General features: G+C 69.5%; 11 protein-coding genes. 3 read left to right on the top strand and 8 right to left on the bottom strand.

What is annotated here, in order from left to right; all coding sequences use genetic code 11:
• Positions 1-36: 36 nt before the first annotated feature.
• From RAB70_RS06525 to RAB70_RS06490, 8 genes are all read right to left on the bottom strand, one after another.
• Entirely contained in the window at positions 37-930 is an 894-nt protein-coding gene (locus RAB70_RS06525; protein ID WP_170268122.1) for a TonB family protein, read from the bottom strand.
• A 61-nt stretch (positions 931-991) separates the two neighbouring features.
• Positions 992-2,731: a bifunctional isocitrate dehydrogenase kinase/phosphatase gene (gene aceK / locus RAB70_RS06520; protein WP_148828665.1), complete on the bottom strand. Its 1,740-nt coding sequence runs from the start codon at positions 2,729-2,731 to the stop codon at positions 992-994.
• Between the two features lie 258 nt (positions 2,732-2,989).
• On the bottom strand, positions 2,990-5,221 hold the full coding sequence (locus RAB70_RS06515; RefSeq protein ID WP_148828666.1) for an NADP-dependent isocitrate dehydrogenase: 2,232 nt from the start codon (positions 5,219-5,221) through the stop codon (positions 2,990-2,992).
• Between the two features lie 478 nt (positions 5,222-5,699).
• Positions 5,700-6,332 (bottom strand): hypothetical protein, encoded by a 633-nt coding sequence (locus RAB70_RS06510; protein WP_225851614.1) that lies wholly within the window; start codon positions 6,330-6,332, stop codon positions 5,700-5,702.
• Between the two features lie 76 nt (positions 6,333-6,408).
• Positions 6,409-7,764: a Gfo/Idh/MocA family protein gene (locus RAB70_RS06505; protein WP_148828667.1), complete on the bottom strand. Its 1,356-nt coding sequence runs from the start codon at positions 7,762-7,764 to the stop codon at positions 6,409-6,411.
• Between the two features lie 64 nt (positions 7,765-7,828).
• Positions 7,829-10,801: a TonB-dependent receptor domain-containing protein gene (locus tag RAB70_RS06500; RefSeq protein WP_148828668.1), complete on the bottom strand. Its 2,973-nt coding sequence runs from the start codon at positions 10,799-10,801 to the stop codon at positions 7,829-7,831.
• Between the two features lie 119 nt (positions 10,802-10,920).
• A complete protein-coding gene (locus RAB70_RS06495) occupies positions 10,921-14,283 on the bottom strand; it encodes a TIM-barrel domain-containing protein (protein ID WP_148828669.1) in 3,363 nt (1,120 codons plus the stop codon).
• Positions 14,284-14,428: 145 nt separating this feature from the next.
• Complete coding sequence (locus RAB70_RS06490) at positions 14,429-14,608, bottom strand: hypothetical protein (RefSeq protein ID WP_148828670.1); 180 nt, start codon at positions 14,606-14,608, stop codon at positions 14,429-14,431.
• Here RAB70_RS06490 and RAB70_RS06485 point away from each other — a divergent pair.
• The 3 genes from RAB70_RS06485 to RAB70_RS06475 are packed head-to-tail and all read left to right on the top strand — an operon-like array spanning position 14,607 to position 18,042.
• Entirely contained in the window at positions 14,607-15,761 is a 1,155-nt protein-coding gene (locus RAB70_RS06485; RefSeq protein ID WP_148828671.1) for an SIS domain-containing protein, read from the top strand. The two genes, RAB70_RS06490 and RAB70_RS06485, sit on opposite strands and share 2 nt — an antisense overlap.
• On the top strand, positions 15,754-16,692 hold the full coding sequence (locus RAB70_RS06480) for an ROK family protein (protein ID WP_148828672.1): 939 nt from the start codon (positions 15,754-15,756) through the stop codon (positions 16,690-16,692). Before RAB70_RS06485 ends, RAB70_RS06480 begins: the two co-directional genes overlap by 8 nt.
• 15 nt (positions 16,693-16,707) lie before the next feature.
• Positions 16,708-18,042, top strand: a complete 1,335-nt coding sequence (locus RAB70_RS06475) for a D-tagatose-bisphosphate aldolase, class II, non-catalytic subunit (protein WP_148828673.1) — start codon at positions 16,708-16,710, stop codon at positions 18,040-18,042.
• The last annotated feature ends 12 nt before the right edge of the window (positions 18,043-18,054 follow it).

Below are 18,054 nucleotides of genomic sequence, written 5' to 3'. Positions count from 1 at the left end.
GCCCGGCCTGTAAGACCGGGCGAACACCGTCGCCGATCAACCGCCCTGCAGCGGCGTCAGCAGGCGCGGACCGGCGCCGTCGGCCATGTACACGCCGCCAGCCGGCAACAGGTCCGGCGAGAAGCCTGTCGCGTCCTCGCCGGTGATCCACGGCGCACGCTGGCGCGGGCCGGGCACATAGCTGGTCCAGCGGCCATAGGACGACGGTGCGCCCTCGGGCATATCGTCGCGCAGCGCGTAATCGACCGGCACGCGCACGGTCCAGTAAGGCGCCTCCACGTCCTTGCCTTCGCTCGGCGGGCGGAAGGTCCACTTGCGCGCCGCACCCAGCGCGCTCTTGCCCAGCACCTCGCGCAGTTGCTGCATCTGCCGCTCGGACGCCACCACGCGCAGGTTGACCTGCTCCACCGCGGCGTCGGCGACGCGACCATCGCGGCCGACCTTGAGCACCAGATATGCCGATCCCGCGGCACCGACGCTGTAGGCGGCTTCCGGATAGGCCGGCGGCTTCATCTGGATCGAAGTGACCACGCTGCGGTCGTTGGGATCGTAGTGGCTGAAATCGGCGCCGCGGATCTCGACCTGGTAGTCGTCGCCCTGCAGGCGCTTGGCGACCACGCGCAGGGTCATCGGCGCGCGCGCCGGCACCGGTTTGCCATCGCGCAGGCCCGGCTCGAACTTCCACTGCATCACGGTGCTGCGGACGAAGTCGACCACGCCCTTGGGCAGGCGCTCCTGCCGATCCAGCGCCAGCGCCGACACCGTGCCGCTGGGCTCGATGTCGATCGTGCCGCTCACCAGCATGCTGCTCTCGATCTGCTTGCGCACCGCGCCGGGGCCGACCCCGTCGGCGGCGACAGCAGTAAACGCCAGCAGCAGCGACAGCACGGCGCTCCAGCGCCACCACGAACGGGGGGATCGACGGTGCATTGCGCATTCCTTTGCCTGAGATGAGGCGCCGATTACAACGCACTGGCGGCCCGCCGGCAACTCAGGCCAGGCGCAGCGCATCCGGGTAAGGCGGCGCGTCCGGATAATCGTCCTCGCGCAGCCGCGCCTGCAGGTCGCGCCACCACTGCGGATCGAACAGCTCGCCGTGCGCATGCCGCACCGCCTCCAGCGAGGCCGCGGGCAGGCCCATGAACATCGCGAAGCGCTCCGGGAACACGTCGCGCGGGGCGACGTGGAACCAGGGTTCGGCGGACATCGCCTCTTCCTCGTTGCGCGGCTGCGGCCAGTCGCGGAAGTTGCAGTCGGTGACCAGGCACAGTTCGTCGTAGTCGTAGAACACCGCCCGGCCCTGCCGCGATACGCCGAAGTTCTTCAGCAGCATGTCGCCGGGGAAGATGTTGTTGCGGGCCATGTCCTTGATCGCCTGCGCGTAGTCCAGCGCAGCCTCGCGCGCGGCCTCGGCGCCCTGCTCGCGCAGGTACAGGTTCAACGGGCGCAGGCGCCGCTGCACGTAGCACAGCTCGACGATCAGGTCGTCGCCATCCTCGCGCAGGCTGCGCGCGCAGCCCTCCATCAACTCTTTCAGCAGCGCCGGCGCGAAACGCGTGCGCGGGAAACGCAGCGAGCGGTACGGCTGCGCGTCGAGCAGGCGGCCGACGCGATCGAGGTTGAACACCAGCGCGTACTTCTCCTCCACTTCCTCGCGGCTCATCGTCTTCGGATAGGCGAAACGGTCGCGGATCAGCTTGAACACCAGCGGGTAGCTGGGCAGGGTGAACACCGCCATGACCATGCCCGGCGTGCCCTCGGCATGCACCAGCTGTTCGTTGGGATGCGCCTGGAAGTGGCGGAAGAAGGTCCGGAAGCGCTCGGTCTTGCCCTGCTTGGCGCGGCCGAGCATGGTGTACAGCTCGTCGATCGGCTTGTGCGGCAGCAGGCTGCGCAGGAACACCACCGCATCGCCGACGGTGGCCAGGTCGGCCTGGAAATAGCTGCGCGAGATGCCGAACAGTTGCGCCACGTCGTTGCGCTTGGTCAGTACCGCCTCGGCGCGCAGGCCTTGTTCGTCGTTGACCAGGGCGATCACGCACGGCGAGAAGCGGTGTTCGCCGAACACGCGGCCGATCAGGTAGGCGCGGCGCTCGCGATAGAACACCGTCTCCAGCAGTTCGATGCCGCGCACCGGGTTCTCGCCCCAGTGGGCGAGGTCGTCCTGCAGCCGCACCGCGATGGCCGCCGCGCAGCGCGTGCGGTGCGCGTACGGCACGTCGAAGCGGTAGTCGCCGAGCACGCGCACGAACGCATCCACCGGCCGCGCCTCGGACACCACATAGTTGTGCCGCGCCACCGGATGGGTGATGGCGTCGGTGGGTTCGATGTCCAGCGCCACGAACTCGATCTGCGCGTCCACGCCCTGGGTGCGGAAGAAGCGTCGGGTCAGGGTGTTGTAGAAGGTCTTGTACAGTTCCTGGTCGATCAGCGCGGCGATCAGTTCGGCGTAGTGGTCGCGCGCACGGATCCACAGCGCGCGATCGTGCGCCTGGCCGAGCAGTACCGCGCGCAGGCGCAGCATGCACTCGGCGATGCACTGGTCGTACAGGGCGATGCGTTCGATCGCATCTTCGCGCGCGGCGCTCCAGTCGCGGGCCTCGAAGCGCTGGCGCGCACGCGACGAGATCTGCGCGAAGCGCGCGTGGTAGTCCTCGAACGCCTCGAAGACGATGCGGCCGATGACCAGGGCACGGCGTTCGGACGGCAGCGGCAGCGGTGTGGAGGGCATGCCCGCAGTGTACCCAGGTGGTGGCGTCGCGCGGGTGTCGGGCACCCTGCCACGCTCCGTCTCGTGCGCACATCCAGCGGCCCGCTTCGCCAGGATCGAGCCGGACGCAGGTCAGCCGTAGAAGCGGCTTCAGCCGCGACCGGCCGTACCGGGAACGCCCTGTCGCGGCTGAAGCTGCTCCTACCGGACGCTTCCTGAGCCGGAAACGCAAAGGGCCGCCCCGAGGGGCGGCCCTTGCGTCACAGCCAGTTCGGGCGATCAGGCGTTCAACGTCGCCAGGGCGTCGTTGAGGGTCTTGCTCGGCCGCATCGCCTTGCCGATCAGCTCCAGGTTCGGACGGTAATAGCCCTGGATGTCGACCGGCTGGCCCTGCACGCCGTTGAGCTCGGCGACGATGGTCGCTTCCTGCTCGGTCAGCTGCTTGGCCAGCGGCGCGAAGCGCGCCTTCAGCGCGGCGTCCTCGTCCTGCGCTGCCAGCGCCTGCGCCCAGTACATGGCGAGGTAAAAGTGGCTACCGCGGTTGTCCAGGCCGCCGACCTTGCGCGAAGGCGACTTGTCGTTGTCCAGGAACTGGCCGTTGGCCTGGTCCAGGGTGCGCGCCAGCACGCCGATGGCGGCATCGTGGTGGCGCTGGCCCAGGTGCTCCAGCGACGCGGCCAGGGCCAGGAACTCGCCCAGCGAATCCCAACGCAGGTAGTTCTCTTCGACGAACTGCTGCACGTGCTTGGGCGCCGAACCGCCGGCACCGGTCTCGAACAGGCCGCCGCCGGCCATCAGCGGCACGATCGACAGCATCTTGGCGCTGGTGCCCAGCTCCATGATCGGGAACAGGTCGGTGAGGTAGTCGCGCAGCACGTTGCCGGTGACCGAGATGGTGTCCTCGCCATTGCGGATGCGCTGCAGCGAGAACGCGGTGGCTTCCACCGGCGGCAGGATGCGGATGTCCAGGCCGTTGAGGTCGTGGTCCTGCAGGTAGCGCTCCACCTTCCGGATCATCAGCGCATCGTGGGCGCGCTGCGGATCCAGCCAGAACACCGCCGGGGTGGCGCTCAGGCGCGCGCGCTCGACCGCCAGCTTGACCCAGTCCTGGATCGGCGCGTCCTTGGTCTGGCACATGCGCCAGATGTCGCCGGCTTCCACCGCATGCTCCAGCAGCACCGTGCCGCCGGCATCGGTGACGCGCACGGTGCCGTCGACCGGGATCTGGAAGGTCTTGTCGTGCGAACCGTATTCCTCGGCCTTCTGCGCCATCAGGCCGACGTTGGGCACGCTGCCCATGGTCGCCGGGTCGAACGCGCCGTGCAGCTTGCAGTCCTCGATCACCGCCTGGTACACGCCGGCGTAGCAGCGGTCGGGGATCACCGCCTTGGTGTCCTGCAGCTTGCCCTCGGCGTTCCACATCTTGCCGGAATCGCGGATCATCGCCGGCATCGACGCATCGACGATCACGTCGCTGGGCACGTGCAGGTTGGTGATGCCCTTGTCGGAGTTGACCATCGCCAGCGCCGGACGCTGCGCGTACAGCGCCTGCAGGTCGGCCTCGATCGGCGCACGCTGCGCCTCCGGCAGGCTGGCGATGCGCGCGTACAGGTCGCCGATGCCGTTGTTGGCGTCGAAGCCCACCTGCTTGAGCGTGGCGGCATGCTTGTCCAGCACGTCGCGGTAGAACGCCTCGACGACCACGCCGAACATGATCGGGTCGGAGACCTTCATCATCGTCGCCTTCAGGTGCAGCGAGAACAGCACGCCCTGCTGCTTGGCATCGGCGATCTGCGCCTGCACGAAGGCGGCCAGCGCACGCTTGCTCATCACCGCCGCGTCGATCAGCTCGCCGGCCTGCACCGCGGTCTTTTCCTTCAGCACGGTCACCGCGCCGTCCTTGCCGACCAGCTCGATCCTGACGCTGCCGGCCTGTTCGATCAGCGCCGAGCGCTCGCTGCCGTAGAAATCGCCGGCGTCCATGTGCGCCACGTGCGACTTGGACTCGGCGCTCCATGCGCCCATGCGGTGCGGGTGCTTGCGTGCGTAGTTCTTCACCGAGGCCGGCGCGCGGCGATCGGAATTGCCCTCGCGCAGCACCGGATTGACCGCGCTGCCCTTGACCTTGTCGTAGCGCGCCTTTGCTTCTTTCTCTTTCTCGTCCTTCGGCTCGTCCACGTAGTCCGGCAGCGCATAGCCCTGCTGCTGCAGTTCCTTGATCGCGGCCTTGAGCTGCGGCACCGAGGCGCTGATGTTGGGCAGCTTGATGATGTTGGCTTCCGGCGTGGTCGCCAGCTGGCCCAGCTCGGCCAGGTCGTCGGCGATGCGCTGGTCCTCGCGCAGGTATTCGGGGAATTGCGAGATCAGGCGGCCGGCCAGCGAGATGTCGCGGGTCTCCACAGCGATGCCGGCGGTGCCGGCGAACGCGGCGACGATCGGCAGCAGCGACTGCGTCGCCAGGTACGGGGCTTCATCGGTGAGCGTGTACAGGATCTTGGGCGTATTCGACATGACGCGACGGATGACCTCTGGCAGGGGGAAATAGGCAGCACCGACAGTACGGCGGCGTATGTTTTCTTGTAGTTTCGCGATGCCGCCAACCGCCGGACATCGGCCGTCCATTGTCGCGTGTCTGCCGGCTGCGGGCAAAGCGCGGGGTCCGCCGTCCGCCAGCGCGGTTCATGCGCGCTCCATCACTGGGAGGGCGCTTCAATCCGCGGGGTGCCGATGGACGCCGTGCGTGGATCGACACCTGCGGCTCACGCCGCCGGACGAATGCCGGGAGCGGGCGTGAGCAGTGATGCGGCGCCACCCGTCTCTGTCGAATGACAGCACACCATGCGGCCGGGCTCTCTCTCGCGGCGCCCAAGATCATCTCCGCGATGACGCGCCGCCTGTGTAGATCGGAGTCGCTCTACAGCTCGACCGCCAACCGGCGTGGCCGCGCTACGCCTTCCTGGGAGTCATCCGCCTAACTGGATAGCCGACCTCAGACGTACCCGAGCCCGCGCCAGTAGTCCAGCGGACGCCTGGCGGGCACGCCCAACGACGCCGCAATCTCGAGAATGCGCGGCACGTCGCGTCGGTAGACCACAAACAGGTGCTGGTCTTCGGTGGTCATATCGTCGATTTCCACCACGTCGTAGCCGTCGCCTTCGTCCGTCCACTCGGCAAGGTGGCGGTCCAGCCAGGTGTAGTACTCGGTCTGCGTCTCCACGTTCTTGGGAAAGGCAGGGAATGCGTCGCCCATCATCTGGCAGAGCTCGTGGTGGACATCGATCATCTTGTCGCCGTTGGCGGAGTAACGCTCCATCGCCGCGGTGATCGCGACTGCATACGCCTGTTCCTCGCACTCGGTCCACTCCAGCTCCGGCAGGAAGGCTTCGATGTCCCGAACGATCTCGCTTCGTTCGTCGGGTTCGGTGCTGCCGGAAGAAAGAAGCTCGACGAGTTCCAAGAGGGGTGCGTTCATTGCGCTCACTGACGGCTGAAGGATGATCGACGCCCAGCCCAGGCCGGCCGTCCACCCAAGGCGAATCGGCACGACCGCAACACTGGACACGCAGAAAAAAGCGCGCCGGAGCGCACCACGCGCGGCACTATAGCCGCTGGTGTTTGACATGCAAGTGTCCGTGGAGCGAAACACCCGGCCGCCACCCGGCACGGATGCAAGGCGTGGAGTACCGGGGCGACCGCGCTCAGTACGTGCCGTCGAACGCAAAGATCGGCGTGCGCTGGCGCCACGCGCCCGCGGTGAAATCCGGGAATGCGACGGTCTGGAAGCCGCTGGCGATCGACTGTTCGGAGAGCGGGGTGATCGCGCTCCAGGTCACGGCGTCGTAGATGTCGATCGGCATCGGTGCCCTCGCCTTCAGTGCTTCGACGAAGGCGTGGATGACGAACCAGTCCATGCCGCCGTGGCCGGCGCCGGCCGCGGTGGCGGCGTAGCGCGTCCACAGCGGATGCTCGTACTGGTCCTGGTAGGGCTTGAAGGCTTCCCATTGGTGCGGCGGGCTGCGGCCTTCGAGGTGGATCGACTGGTTGAGATCCATCCACAGGCCCTTGGTGCCCTGCACGCGGAAGCCCATCGAGTAGGGACGCGGCAGCGAGGTGTCGTGCTGTAGCAGGATGGTCTCGCCGTTGGCGCAGGCCAGGGTGGTGGTGACGACGTCGCCCAGCTTGAACGCCACCTTGGTGCTGGGATGGGTGTTGCCGCCGCTCTTGGCCACGGTGTAGTCGTGCAGGCCGCGGGCCTTGCTGGCGAAGGCGTTGAGATGGGTGATGCGGTTGCCGCGGTTGATGCCGGCGTACATCGCGCACGGGCCGATGCCGTGGCTGGGGTACAGCTCGCCGTTGCGCTGCACCGAATGCGCGGTACGCCAGCGCGCTTCGCTCCAGCCCTTGGCGCCGAACTCCACGCCGCTGTCGTAGGGCTGGTCCGGGTCGCCGGAGTTGAACTTCACCCCGCGCAGATCGTGCTGGTAACCGGCCTGCAGGTGCACCAGTTCGCCGAACAGGCCCTGCCGCACCATCTGCAGCGCGGCCATCACGTCGCGGCGGTAGCAGACGTTCTCCAGCAGCATGTACGGGGTGCCGGTGGCGAGCTGGGCGTTGAGCACGTCCCAGTGGTCCTGCAGGGTGATGCCGGCCACCACTTCGCAGCCGACCGCCACGCCGGCCTGCATCGCCGCGATTGCCATCGGCGCATGCCACTCCCAGGGCGTGGCCACGATTACGCCATCCAGGCCTTTGTGCGCCAGCACGCGCTTCCAGGCGCTGGCGTCGCGGTCCTGGCCGTAGGCGGTGGGTGCGGGCTTGCCGGCCTTGGCGACCATGGCCATGGCGCGGCCGAGCATGATCGGCTCGCTGTCGCACAGGGCGACCAGTTCCACGTCGTCGCGGCGCAGCAGTTCGGTCAGCAGCACCTGACCGCGCATGCCGGTGCCGATCATGGCCAGGCGCAGGGTGCGCTTGCGCGCCCAGGCCGGCGTCTGCGGCAGCAGGCTGCTGGCGGCGATGGCGGCACCGGCGGCGATGAAGTCGCGTCGTTTCATGATGTGCGGTCTCCTTTTGGATGCGCGCCGGCGTCGGCCGGCACGCATGCTGCTGCAGGTGCGCTCACTTGAAGCGGTAGCCGATGGTCACGCTGTAGCCGCGGCCGAAGATGGTGGCGTAGTCGCTGGAATCGCCCAGGAAGCTGTTCGGATCGTAGAACGGCAGGCGGTCGAACAGGTTCTTGACGGTGAAGCTCAGGTTCCAGGCGTCGTCCGGGCGCCAGGTGACGCTGAGGTTGGCGGTCCACCACGACGGCGCGCCATCGCATTTGCTCGGCTGCAGCTTGAGGTAGCCGGCGGTGCAGGTCTGCGGGTTGTTGTCCTCGGCGTCGATCCGGTCGGTGGCCCACTTGGTGCCGCCGACGTAGTTGACGAACATGCTGGTGGTGACCTGGCGGTAGGTCCAGTCGGCGTTGAGCGTGGCGCGCAGGCGCGGGTTGTTGTAGTAGCCGACCACGTCGCCGTAGTACCAGCCGCTGTCCTGGTCCATGTAGAAGCGGTTGCGGTTGGCGATGGTGGCGGCCAGGCCGATGTTCAGCCCGCCCCACTGGCCGAGCGAGAAGCGGCTGCGCGCGTCGATGTCGAAGCCGTCGACCAGGGTCTTGCCGCGGTTGCGGTACTGCCCGACCACACTGGCGACATTGCCCACGCTGTAGCCTGGCAGCGTGCCCGGGCAGGCCACGCCGCTGGCCGGGTCGGCGCACATCGCCGCCAGCTGGGCGAGGTTGGCGCGGTCGCTGTCGGTGATCGGCGAGCGGGTCATGGCGGTGATGTCGCCGGCGCGGCGGTAGTCCGGGGCGACGATCTCGTTGTCGCGATAGATGAACCAGTAGTCGGCCGAGACCGACAGCCAGTTGGCCGGCTCGTAGACGAAGCCGAGCGTGGCGATCTTGGCCTTCTCCGGCTTCAGGTCCGGGTTCGGCTGGGTCATGCGCGCCACGGTGCGGCTGCAGTCGGCATTGAGCAGGCTCTTGCCCAGATCCACGTCGCCGCTGCGGCGCGACTGCAGCAGCAGGTTGGCGATGGCGTTGGTCTCGCCGCAGCGCACCTCGTCGCGATAGCCGCCCAGCTGCGCATAGACGCCGCCGCTGCCGGACTCGGCCAGGCTGGGCGCGCGGAAGCCGGTGGAATAGGTGCCGCGCAGCAACAGTTGCTCGAAGGCCTGGTACTTGAAGCCGACCTTGGGCGCCAGGTTGGTGCTGAAGTTCGGGTATTTGTCGGCGCGCAACGCGGCGTCGAGTTCCAGCTTGTCGGTGATCGGCGCGACGGTCTCGGCGAACAGCGCATAGGTGTTGCGCTTGCCATCGAACCAGGAGCCGCCCTGCTGGGTGATCAGGCCGTTGGCCGCGTCCGGGTTGCCGGGGGTGTAGAAGGTCTCGCGGCTGGCGTTGAAGCCGAACGCGGCGCGCATCTCGCCGGCCGGCAGCTGGAACAACGGGCCTTCGATCTTGCCGTCGAGGGTGTGCAGGCGCGTCCACGATTCGATGTCGAAGGTGGGGAATGCTTCGCGGATCAGCGCAGCGTTGGCGGCGCTGATCTCGCCGAACCTGTACGCCGGGTGGTCGGAGATGATCACCCGGCCGGTGCCCGGGTCGATGGTGAACGGGCCGAACGCCTTCTCGAAGCCTTTCACGTTGACGTTGACGGTCTGGTAGGTGACCGAGTGGGTGCCGGCGGTGGCGAAGGCGGTTTCCCAGTTCCAGTCGCCGAAGCTGCCGCGCGCGCCACCGAGCACGCGGTAGCTCTTGTCGGTGTTGCGCTGGCCGAAGTAGTCGGGACCGGCGTCCTGCAGCAGGTACTGCAGGCCGACCACGCCGCCCATCATCGCCTTCAACTGCGGGCTGGCATGGTTGTACTCGTTGTTGGGCCCGAGGAACGGATACAGGAACTGGTTGACGGTGTTGCCGGTGTTGCGGGAGAACCAGCTGGTGGGGTTGCCGGTGGTGGTGTTGAACGCGCGTGGGGTGCCGCCGTTGGCGCGCAGGTCGATGTCGGTGTAGGTGGCTTCGGCGAACAGTTCGGTGCTGGCGCCGACCAGGAAGGTGCCGTTGAGGTAGGCGGTGTTGCGTTCGGACTTGGCGCCGGCGTCGATCTCGTTGTTCAACCAGGTTTCCCACACGCAGCGCGGGCCGGCGGCCTCGCTGGTCAGCACGTTCTGGCAGCCCGGTGCGGCTTCCTGCACGCGGCGCCCGGTGACCGGGTCGAAGGCGAAGTAGCTACCCGGGTTGAACTGGCCCGGCTTGCTACCCACGCCCAGGCGCAGGTTGGTCAGGTAGTTGGGATTGTTGACGTAGTACTGCGCCGGGCGCTTGTCGTAGAAGTCGCGCAACGGGATCGCATCGCGCCGGTACACGTTGACCGCGCCGTAGACGTTGAAGCGGTTCTCGGTGAGGTCGCCGAAGCCGGCGGTGATGCTGGCCTGGTGCTCGCCGTAGGAGTCGATGCGGGTGGAGGTGTCGTTGCTGAAATTGATCTCCGCGCCCTGGAAGTTGCGCTTGGTGATCACGTTGATGACGCCGGCCACCGCGTCGGTGCCGTACACCGCCGAGGCGCCGTCGGTGAGCACTTCCATGCGCTCGATCGCCGCGGCCGGGATCGCATCGATGTTGACGAACTGGGTCTGGAAGCCGGCCGGCGCGCCGTAGTACGACAGGCGACGGCCGTTCAACAGCACCAGCGTGCCCTGCGCGCCGAGGCCGCGCAGATTGGCCTGCGAGGCGCCATCGGAACCGGTGAACAGCGAGCGCGCGTCCTGTTGCGCCGGCCGCGCCGCGGGCAGGTTGTCGAGCACCTGCAGCAGCGTGCGCGCGCCCATCGCCTGGATGTCCTGCTTGCTGATCACCTGCACCGGCGAGGCGGTCTCCACGTCGGTGCGGCGGATGTTGGAGCCGGTGACTTCGACCCGGGCCAGGTCGGTGGCGGCCTGACTGTCCTGCGCGGCGGCGGGCTGCAGGGCGGCGAGCAGGACACCGGCGATGGCCAGGGTCAACGGAGCGAGCGGGCGACAGCGGGGATGGCGGTGACGGGCGGGCAACATCGGGGTTCTCTCCTGGCAGGGTGCGGCGCGAACGCGGAATCGGCGGGCAAAGCGCTCCCGGGCCACGGCCAGGCGGCCGCAGTCGGGAAAGGCGGGGGAGGAGCGGTGTTACGGGGCGGTCATGGGGCGACGAAGCTGGCGGTGTCGCCCTCCTGACCGATCAGCACGGCGTTGGCCCAGTTGCCGCAGACCTGGGCAGGCTGCGGACCCTGCGCGCCGAGCGTGCGCAGGCTCAGCGTGGACAGGCCGCGGATATCCAGTTCCGGCTTGACCACGCCGGGCGCGCTGACCAGGCCGCTGTCGTAGAGCAGGCGGCCGTCGCCCCAGACCTGGAACTGCAGGCCGCCGGCGCTGCGGCAGGCGTCGTCGATGCCCAGGTCGGCGCGCAGCAGGCGCCAGTCGCCGTGCAGGCGCAGGTCGAGGCGGCTGTCGGCGCCCACGCCCAGGCCGCGGCGGAACTGCAGGCCGTTCATGCGCATGCCGGCATCGCCGCGCAAGGCCTGGTCGGCGCGCACGCGACCGGCCAGCGCCGCCGGCAACGCCAGCTCGGACAGATAGCGCTGCTGCGCCGGCCGTTCCGGCGCCGGGTGCTCGAGGATGTGGAAGGTGGACAGCGCGATCGGGCCGACGTCGCGCGGCTGCAGCGCGTCGAAGGCGCGCGGCCGGCGCTGCGCGGCGACGACCATCGGATCGTTGCTGTCGGCGCCGTCGCCCTCGGGGTTCTGCACGCTCAGCACGCGGAAGCGCAGCAGGCGGCCGGCATGCGCCGGGAAGTCGATGCGCTGCACGCCTTCCTGCAAGCGCAGATGGCCGCGCGCCACCGGCTCACCCCATTCGCCATTGCTGTCGCCCAGGTAGACCTCGTAGTCGCGCACCTGGCCGTGCTTCCAGTTCTTGTCGTTGCGCGGCGCCAGCTCGATGCCGTCGATCATCTTGCGCTCGCCGAAACCGATCACCCATTCGTGCGCGCCGGTGCGCACGGCCTGGTTGCGCACGCTGCGGAACCAGGTGCCCGGGTCGTCGTCGAAGGCGTTCTCCAGCGGGTGCCCCGGTTCCTCGGCCGGGCGGTTCACCACCAGCAGGCTGTCGGCGGGCAGCGCGCGGCCCAGCACCGGCGCCGGCGGATAGGCGTCGTCGGCCGCGGCGGCGGCGACCGGGAAGTCCAGCCGCAGCTGCAGCGGCTGGCGGATGTCCTGCACGGCGGTGCGCACGTGCACGGTGCCGCGGCGCTCCGTGGCGTCGAAGTACCAGCCTTCGCTGGCCTGGGCGAAGGCCGCGGCGTCGGCGACCGTCGGCAGCGCGCGCTCGCCGACCTGCACCGACCGCGGCGCCTGCCGCGCGAGCACGCGCAAGGCATAGCGGCGCTGCGGCAGCTGTCCGGCGTAACGTCCTTGCACCGGATCGATCCACACCTGCACCGGGCCGCTGCCCTGCGCCGGCGCCTGCATGCGCACCACCTGCGTGCTGGACTCGCCCTGCTGGTAGCGGCGGGTGTTGCCGTCGTCCTCGTACAGCGTGTACTGCGAGGCCCCCTGCGGATACAGGTCGAAGGTGACCTCGTCCAGCGGCTTCTCGCCGTCGTACAGCATCGCCGGGTACATCGGCAGGATCGCGCCGGCACGCACGAACAGCGGCAGCGTGGCCAGATCGACCTGGCGGTCGAGCTGACGGCCGTCGGCGCCGGCCTGCACGCGGCGGCCGTCCCAGTAGTCGATCCAGCCGCCGGCCGGCAGATGGATGTCGCGCCGCCAGCCCCGGCTGGCCGCCTGGCTGCGGTATACCGGCGCCACCAGCAGGTCGCGGCCGAGCAGGAACTGGGTCTTGTAGGTCTCGTCCTGCGCGTGCGGATCGCGCGGGTCCTCCCACATCAGCCCGCGCACCGGCGGCGCGCCGGTCTGCGCGGCGTCGTGCACCAGGCCGTACATGTACGGGGTCAGGCGCATTTTCAGCTTCAGGTAATCGCGGTTGATGCTGCGGTACGGCTCGTCGTACCACCACGGATGCTTGCGCGCGTTCGACGACCAGCCGCTCATGCCCATCAGCACCGGGGTGAAGGCCTTCCACTGCAGGTCGCGGGTGAAGGTCTCGGCGCTGCCGCCGAAGATCGCATCCACATCGCCGGCCGCGTAGGCCATGCCGGACAGGCCGGAGCCGATCAGGGTCGGCACGTGCCAGCGGATGTAGTCCCAGCTGCTGCTCTGGTCGCCGGTCCAGGCCACCGCGTAGCGCTGGATGCCGGCCCAGCCCATCACCGTCCACAGGAACGGGCGCGCATCGGAATTGGCGAGGATGCCGTCGTAGGCCTGGTGGTTGGCGTCCATCGCGAACTGGTAGCCCTTGCCGGTCCAGGCCACGTCCAGCTTCTGCACGCGGCTGCCGGCCTTGCCGACTTCCCAGGCGATCTTGTCCACGCCGTTCTCGGTCCACAGGCCGGTGCGGAAGCCATAGCGGGCCAGGCCCTGCACGGTCTCCGGCAGCCTGGTGTAGCCGCAGCCGTAGCCGTCGTTGGGCAGGATCCAGCCGCCGGGCATGTCGTGCTCGCGGTACTGCCGCGCCACGCTGTCGACCACGTCCGGGGTGGTGCCGGTGGGGCCGTCATGCCAGCCGTCGGGCACGGTGCCGGGCTTCTTGGCGTTGTCGCCGTCGTTGTAGCAATCGGCATCGCCGTAGGACAGCGACCAGCGCGCTAGCATGCTCGGGCGGCCGGTCAGCCGGGTATAGCGCTCGATCAGGGCCGGCAGGTCGGCGCCGACGAAGTAGTAGGCGTCGAAGCGGTCTTCGCGGTGCAGCAGCGTGGCCTGGTCGTGCTGGCGCAGATCGTAGCTGCCGTCGCTCCAGGTGTTGCGCAGCATGCCCCAGCCGCGGCTGCTGAGCAGCATCGGCGCCGGGCTCGGGCGATCGCCCTCCTCCCAGCCGCCGGAATACGACACTTCCAGTTCGCGGCCCTTGAACTCGAAGCGCCCGTTCTGCTGGCCGCCGCCGTAATAGGCTTCGTCGGCCTGCGAGGACAGCACCTGCACGCTCTGCGTGGCGTCCAGGTCCAGCGGCTGCAGTTCCTGCCACAGCGCGACCGCGCGGCCCTGTTCCAGCCGCTCCAGGCGCAGTCGCAGCGGTTGCCGCTGCACGTGCAGCACCAGCGCGTCGGTGCGCACGCGCAGCTCCTGCGCATCGTCTTCCAGCTGCGCCTGCACCGCGGCCTTGGGCTGCGGCAGCACGATCGGCGTGGCCTTGTCGCCGGCGCCGGTGAGCGTGCCGTGGCGCCCGGCCTGCACGCGCACGATGTCCGCCGCCGGCAGCTCGATGCGCAGGCGCACGCCACGGTCGGTCTGCAGGTCCCAGCCCTGCACGCCGTCACGGCTGGTGCCGGCGGCGACCGTGCGCAGGTTGCCGACCGGCTCGGCGACGACGGTGGCCGCCGCCAGCAGCAGGGCCGGCAGCGCGATCGCAGGCAACAGCGACGAGCGACGAACGCGGTTCTCCACACGACCCCCAAACCCGTTTCCCCGGGCGTTTCGAAAGCGTTGCGCCGACTCTAGGCCAGGGATTTGAAAGATGTCAATAAATTGAAAGCAAAAAACAAGATTTATTTTGGAAAAACGAAAGATATTGCCTCGCATGACTTTGCTTTCAGCTCGGCAGAATCGGCTGATCCGGCTTGCTATAGCCGCATCCACCTGCATCTTTCGTTTTAGGGCGGGCGATCCGCAGACACATCGGGCACAGGTAAATACTTTCTTTTTTCTTTCGATGTTTGACATTTCGAAAGAAAAGCCGGATGGTGCGCTGGCCCAACAGGAACCACCGCATGGACCTCCTTCCGCTTTCCGATGCATCCGCCTGGCAGCGCCTGGGCGGGGCCGATACCGCCCGCGAGATCGCCCAGCAGCCGGCGCTGTGGCGGACCCTGGCGCAGGACCTGGCGCGGGCCGGCGACCGCCTGCAGGCCTTCCTCGGCGACCGCCTCGCCGATCCGAACCAGCGCGTGCTGTTCACCGGCGCCGGCAGTTCCGGCTTCATCGCCGAGATGGTGGCCGACGCGATCAATGCGCAGTGGCCGGCCGAGGTGCGTGCGGTGCACACCACCAGCCTGCTGACCCATCCGGCGCTGTACCTGCAGCGCGCGCGGCCGACCTTGCTGGTGTCGTTCGGGCGCAGCGGCTCCAGCCCGGAAAGCGTGGCCGCGGTGGAGCGCGTGCGCAGCGACGTGGACGACGCGCGCTTCCTCGACATCACCTGCAACGCCGACGGCGAACTGGCCCGCCGCGGCGCCGGCCGCGCCGACACCTGCACCCTGCTGATGCCGCCGGCCAGTTGCGATCGCGCCTTCGCCATGACCAGCAGCCTGACCTGCATGCTGCTGGCGGCGCTGAGCGTGTTCGACCGTGCGCCATGGGAAACGCGCAGCGCGCGCCTGCAGCGGCTGGCCGAACTGGCCGACCGCGGCCTGGCGCAATGGGATGGCGCGGTGGCGGCGCTGGCGCAGCGCCCGTTCGCACGGGTGATCTATCTCGGCAGCGGCCCGCTGGAAGCGCTGGCGCGCGAGGCCGCGCTGAAGGTGCTGGAACTCACCGCCGGCCGCGTGCTGGCGCTGGCCAACACGCCGCTGGGCTTCCGCCACGGCCCCAAGTCCACGCTCGACCGCAGCACCCTGGTGGTGGTGTTGCGCAGCGTGCAGCCGCTGGCGCGCCGCTACGAGCAGGACCTGCTGGACGAACTGCGCCGCGATGGCGTGGCCGGCCAGGTGCTGGCGATCGGCCCGCATGCGGACATCGGGGCCGGCGACGACCACACGCTCGCCGTCGCCGGCCTGGACGATCCGTGGCTGGCGCCGCTGTGGCTGGGCTTCGCGCAACTGTTCGCACTGCAGCGTTCGGCCGCGCTCGGCCTGACCCCAGACAACCCGTTCCCCGACGGCACCGTCAACCGCGTGGTCCAGGGCGTCACCATCCACCATGGCTGAGCCTGGCGCGCCCACCTGCTACGGCCTGGACGTCGGGGGCACCAAGATCGAACTGGTGGCCTGCGACGCCGCGCTGCAGGTGCTGTGGCGGCGCCGCGTGGCCACGCCGCAGGGCGACTACGCCGGCTTCCTGCAGGCGGTGGTGGCGCTGGTGGCCGCGGCCGATGCCGCGCTCGGCCACCACGACAGCCCGCTCGGCATCGCCCTGCCCGGCGTGCGCGACCGCCGCAGCGGCCGCCAGTTGAGCGCGAACGTGCCGGCGCTGACCGGCCAGTGCGTGGCGCAGGATCTGCAGGCGCGGCTGCCGCGTCCGCTGCGCATCGGCAACGACCTGCAATGCTTCGCGCTGTCCGAGGCGCACGGCGGTGCCGCCGACGGCTACCCCAGCATGTTCGGCGCCATCCTCGGCACCGGCGCCGGTGGCGGCTTCTGCGTGCAGGGCCGCCTGCTCGCCGGCTGCAACGGCATCGCCGGCGAATGGGGCCACTGGAGCGTGCCCGGGCACCTGCTGCAGCGCCATCGCCTGCCGCTGCTGGACTGCGGCTGCGGCCTGCAGGGCTGCGTGGAGCGCTACGTGTCCGGCAGCGGCGTGGCGGCGATCGCGCGCCATCTCGGCAGCGACGCCGCCGATGCCAGCGCGGCGATCGCCCTGGCCGAGGCCGGCGATGCGCGCGCGCAGCAGGCGCTGGACATCCACCGCGACCTGCTCGGCCACAGCCTGGCCGCCGTGGTGCTGGCGCTGGACCCGCACGTGATCGTGCTCGGCGGCGGGCTGTCGCAATACCCGCCGCTGTACCGGCAACTGCCCGACGCCATCGCCGCGCACCTGTTCGCCGGCGTGCAGGTGCCGCCGATCGTGCCGCCGCGCTTCGGCGATGCCGGCGGCGCCCGTGGTGCCGCGCTGCTGGCCTGCCATCCCGCCTATTCCTGATCCGCCGGAGTCCCCATGTCGCCCTTGCAGACCCTGCTCGCCTCCCATCGCGCCGGCGCCAACGTCGGCCTGTACAGCGTCTGCTGCAGCAACGACCAGGTGCTGCGCGCGGCGATGCAGGTCGCGCTGGCCCACGACACGCTGCTGCTGGTGGAGGCCACCTCCAACCAGGTCGACCAGTTCGGCGGCTACACCGGCATAACCCCGGCGCAGTACCGCGACTACGTCGGCGCACTGGCCGAGACGGAAGGCTTCCCGCGCGCGCGGCTGATCCTGGGCGGCGATCACCTGGGCCCGAACGCCTGGCAGAAGGGGCCGGCCGCCGAGGCCATGGCGCATGCGCGCGTGCTGATCGAACAGTACGTCGCCGCGGGGTTCCACAAGATCCACCTGGACTGCAGCATGGCCTGCGCCGACGATCCGGTGCCGCTGCCCGATGCCGTCGTCGCCGCGCGGTCGGCCGAACTGGCCGAGATCGCCGAGCGCACCGCCGCCGCGCATGGGCTGCCGCCACCGGTGTACGTGATCGGCACCGAGGTGCCGATTCCCGGCGGTGAAGCCTCGCTGGCCGGCGGCCTGCAGGTGACCACGCCGACCGCGGCCGCGCAGACCCTGGCCATCCACCGGCAGGCCTTCGACACGCCGCCGCTGCGCGCCGCGTGGCAGCGGGTGATCGCGCTGGTGGTGCAGCCGGGCGTGGATTTCGACCACAGTAGCGTGCACGACTACGATCCGGCCGCCGCCGCCGCGCTGGCCGATTTCCTCGAGCAGCAGCCGCGCATCGTGTTCGAGGCGCACTCCACCGACTACCAGCGCGAGGACGCGCTGCACGCGCTGGTGCGCGACCACTTCGCCATCCTCAAGGTCGGCCCGGCCGCCACCTTCGCTTATCGCGAAGCGCTGTGCGCGCTGGCCGCGATCGAAGCCGAACTGTTCCCCGCGGCGCAGTGCTCGCAACTGCCGCAGGTGCTGGACGCGGCAATGCAGGCGCAACCCGGGTATTGGCAGTCCTACTATCCGGGCGACGCCGCCGCGCAACGCCTGCTGCGCCGCCATTCCTTCAGCGACCGCTGCCGCTACTACTGGGGCGCGCCGACGGTGCGCGCGGCGGTGGACACCTTGTTCGCCAACCTGGAACGGCATGCGCCGCCGCTGGTGCTGCTCAGCCAGTTCCTGCCCGAGCAGTACCGCGCGGTGCGCGCCGGCCAGCTCGCCACTACCCCGGCGGCGCTGGTCCAGCACCGCATCGGCCTGTGCCTGGGCGAATACGCCCGCGCCTGCAGCGCCAACCGCGCCGGCGCGCGCCGGCCAAGCGCCGAAGCGGCTGCCGGCGTCGCGGAGAACGGCTAATCTTCCCGGTCG

It is taken from the genome of Xanthomonas sontii, from assembly GCF_040529055.1.
Lineage (GTDB): Bacteria > Pseudomonadota > Gammaproteobacteria > Xanthomonadales > Xanthomonadaceae > Xanthomonas_A > Xanthomonas_A sontii.
Note: the sequence above shows the minus strand (reverse complement) of the source record. Positions and strands in the feature narration are given on the sequence as shown.

Bases quoted from the DNA above. Each gene is read 5' to 3' on its own strand.
- RAB70_RS06515 (WP_148828666.1), bottom strand. From the start codon at position 5,221: ATGTCGAATACGCCCAAGATCCTGTACACGCTCACCGATGAAGCCCCG.
- RAB70_RS06525 (WP_170268122.1), bottom strand. From the start codon at position 930: ATGCACCGTCGATCCCCCCGTTCGTGGTGGCGCTGGAGCGCCGTGCTG.
- RAB70_RS06485 (WP_148828671.1), top strand. From the start codon at position 14,607: ATGGACCTCCTTCCGCTTTCCGATGCATCCGCCTGGCAGCGCCTGGGC.
- aceK (WP_148828665.1), bottom strand. From the start codon at position 2,731: ATGCCCTCCACACCGCTGCCGCTGCCGTCCGAACGCCGTGCCCTGGTC.
- RAB70_RS06480 (WP_148828672.1), top strand. From the start codon at position 15,754: ATGGCTGAGCCTGGCGCGCCCACCTGCTACGGCCTGGACGTCGGGGGC.
- RAB70_RS06510 (WP_225851614.1), bottom strand. From the start codon at position 6,332: ATGTCAAACACCAGCGGCTATAGTGCCGCGCGTGGTGCGCTCCGGCGC.
- RAB70_RS06475 (WP_148828673.1), top strand. From the start codon at position 16,708: ATGTCGCCCTTGCAGACCCTGCTCGCCTCCCATCGCGCCGGCGCCAAC.
- RAB70_RS06505 (WP_148828667.1), bottom strand. From the start codon at position 7,764: ATGAAACGACGCGACTTCATCGCCGCCGGTGCCGCCATCGCCGCCAGC.
- RAB70_RS06490 (WP_148828670.1), bottom strand. From the start codon at position 14,608: ATGCGGTGGTTCCTGTTGGGCCAGCGCACCATCCGGCTTTTCTTTCGA.
- RAB70_RS06500 (WP_148828668.1), bottom strand. From the start codon at position 10,801: ATGTTGCCCGCCCGTCACCGCCATCCCCGCTGTCGCCCGCTCGCTCCG.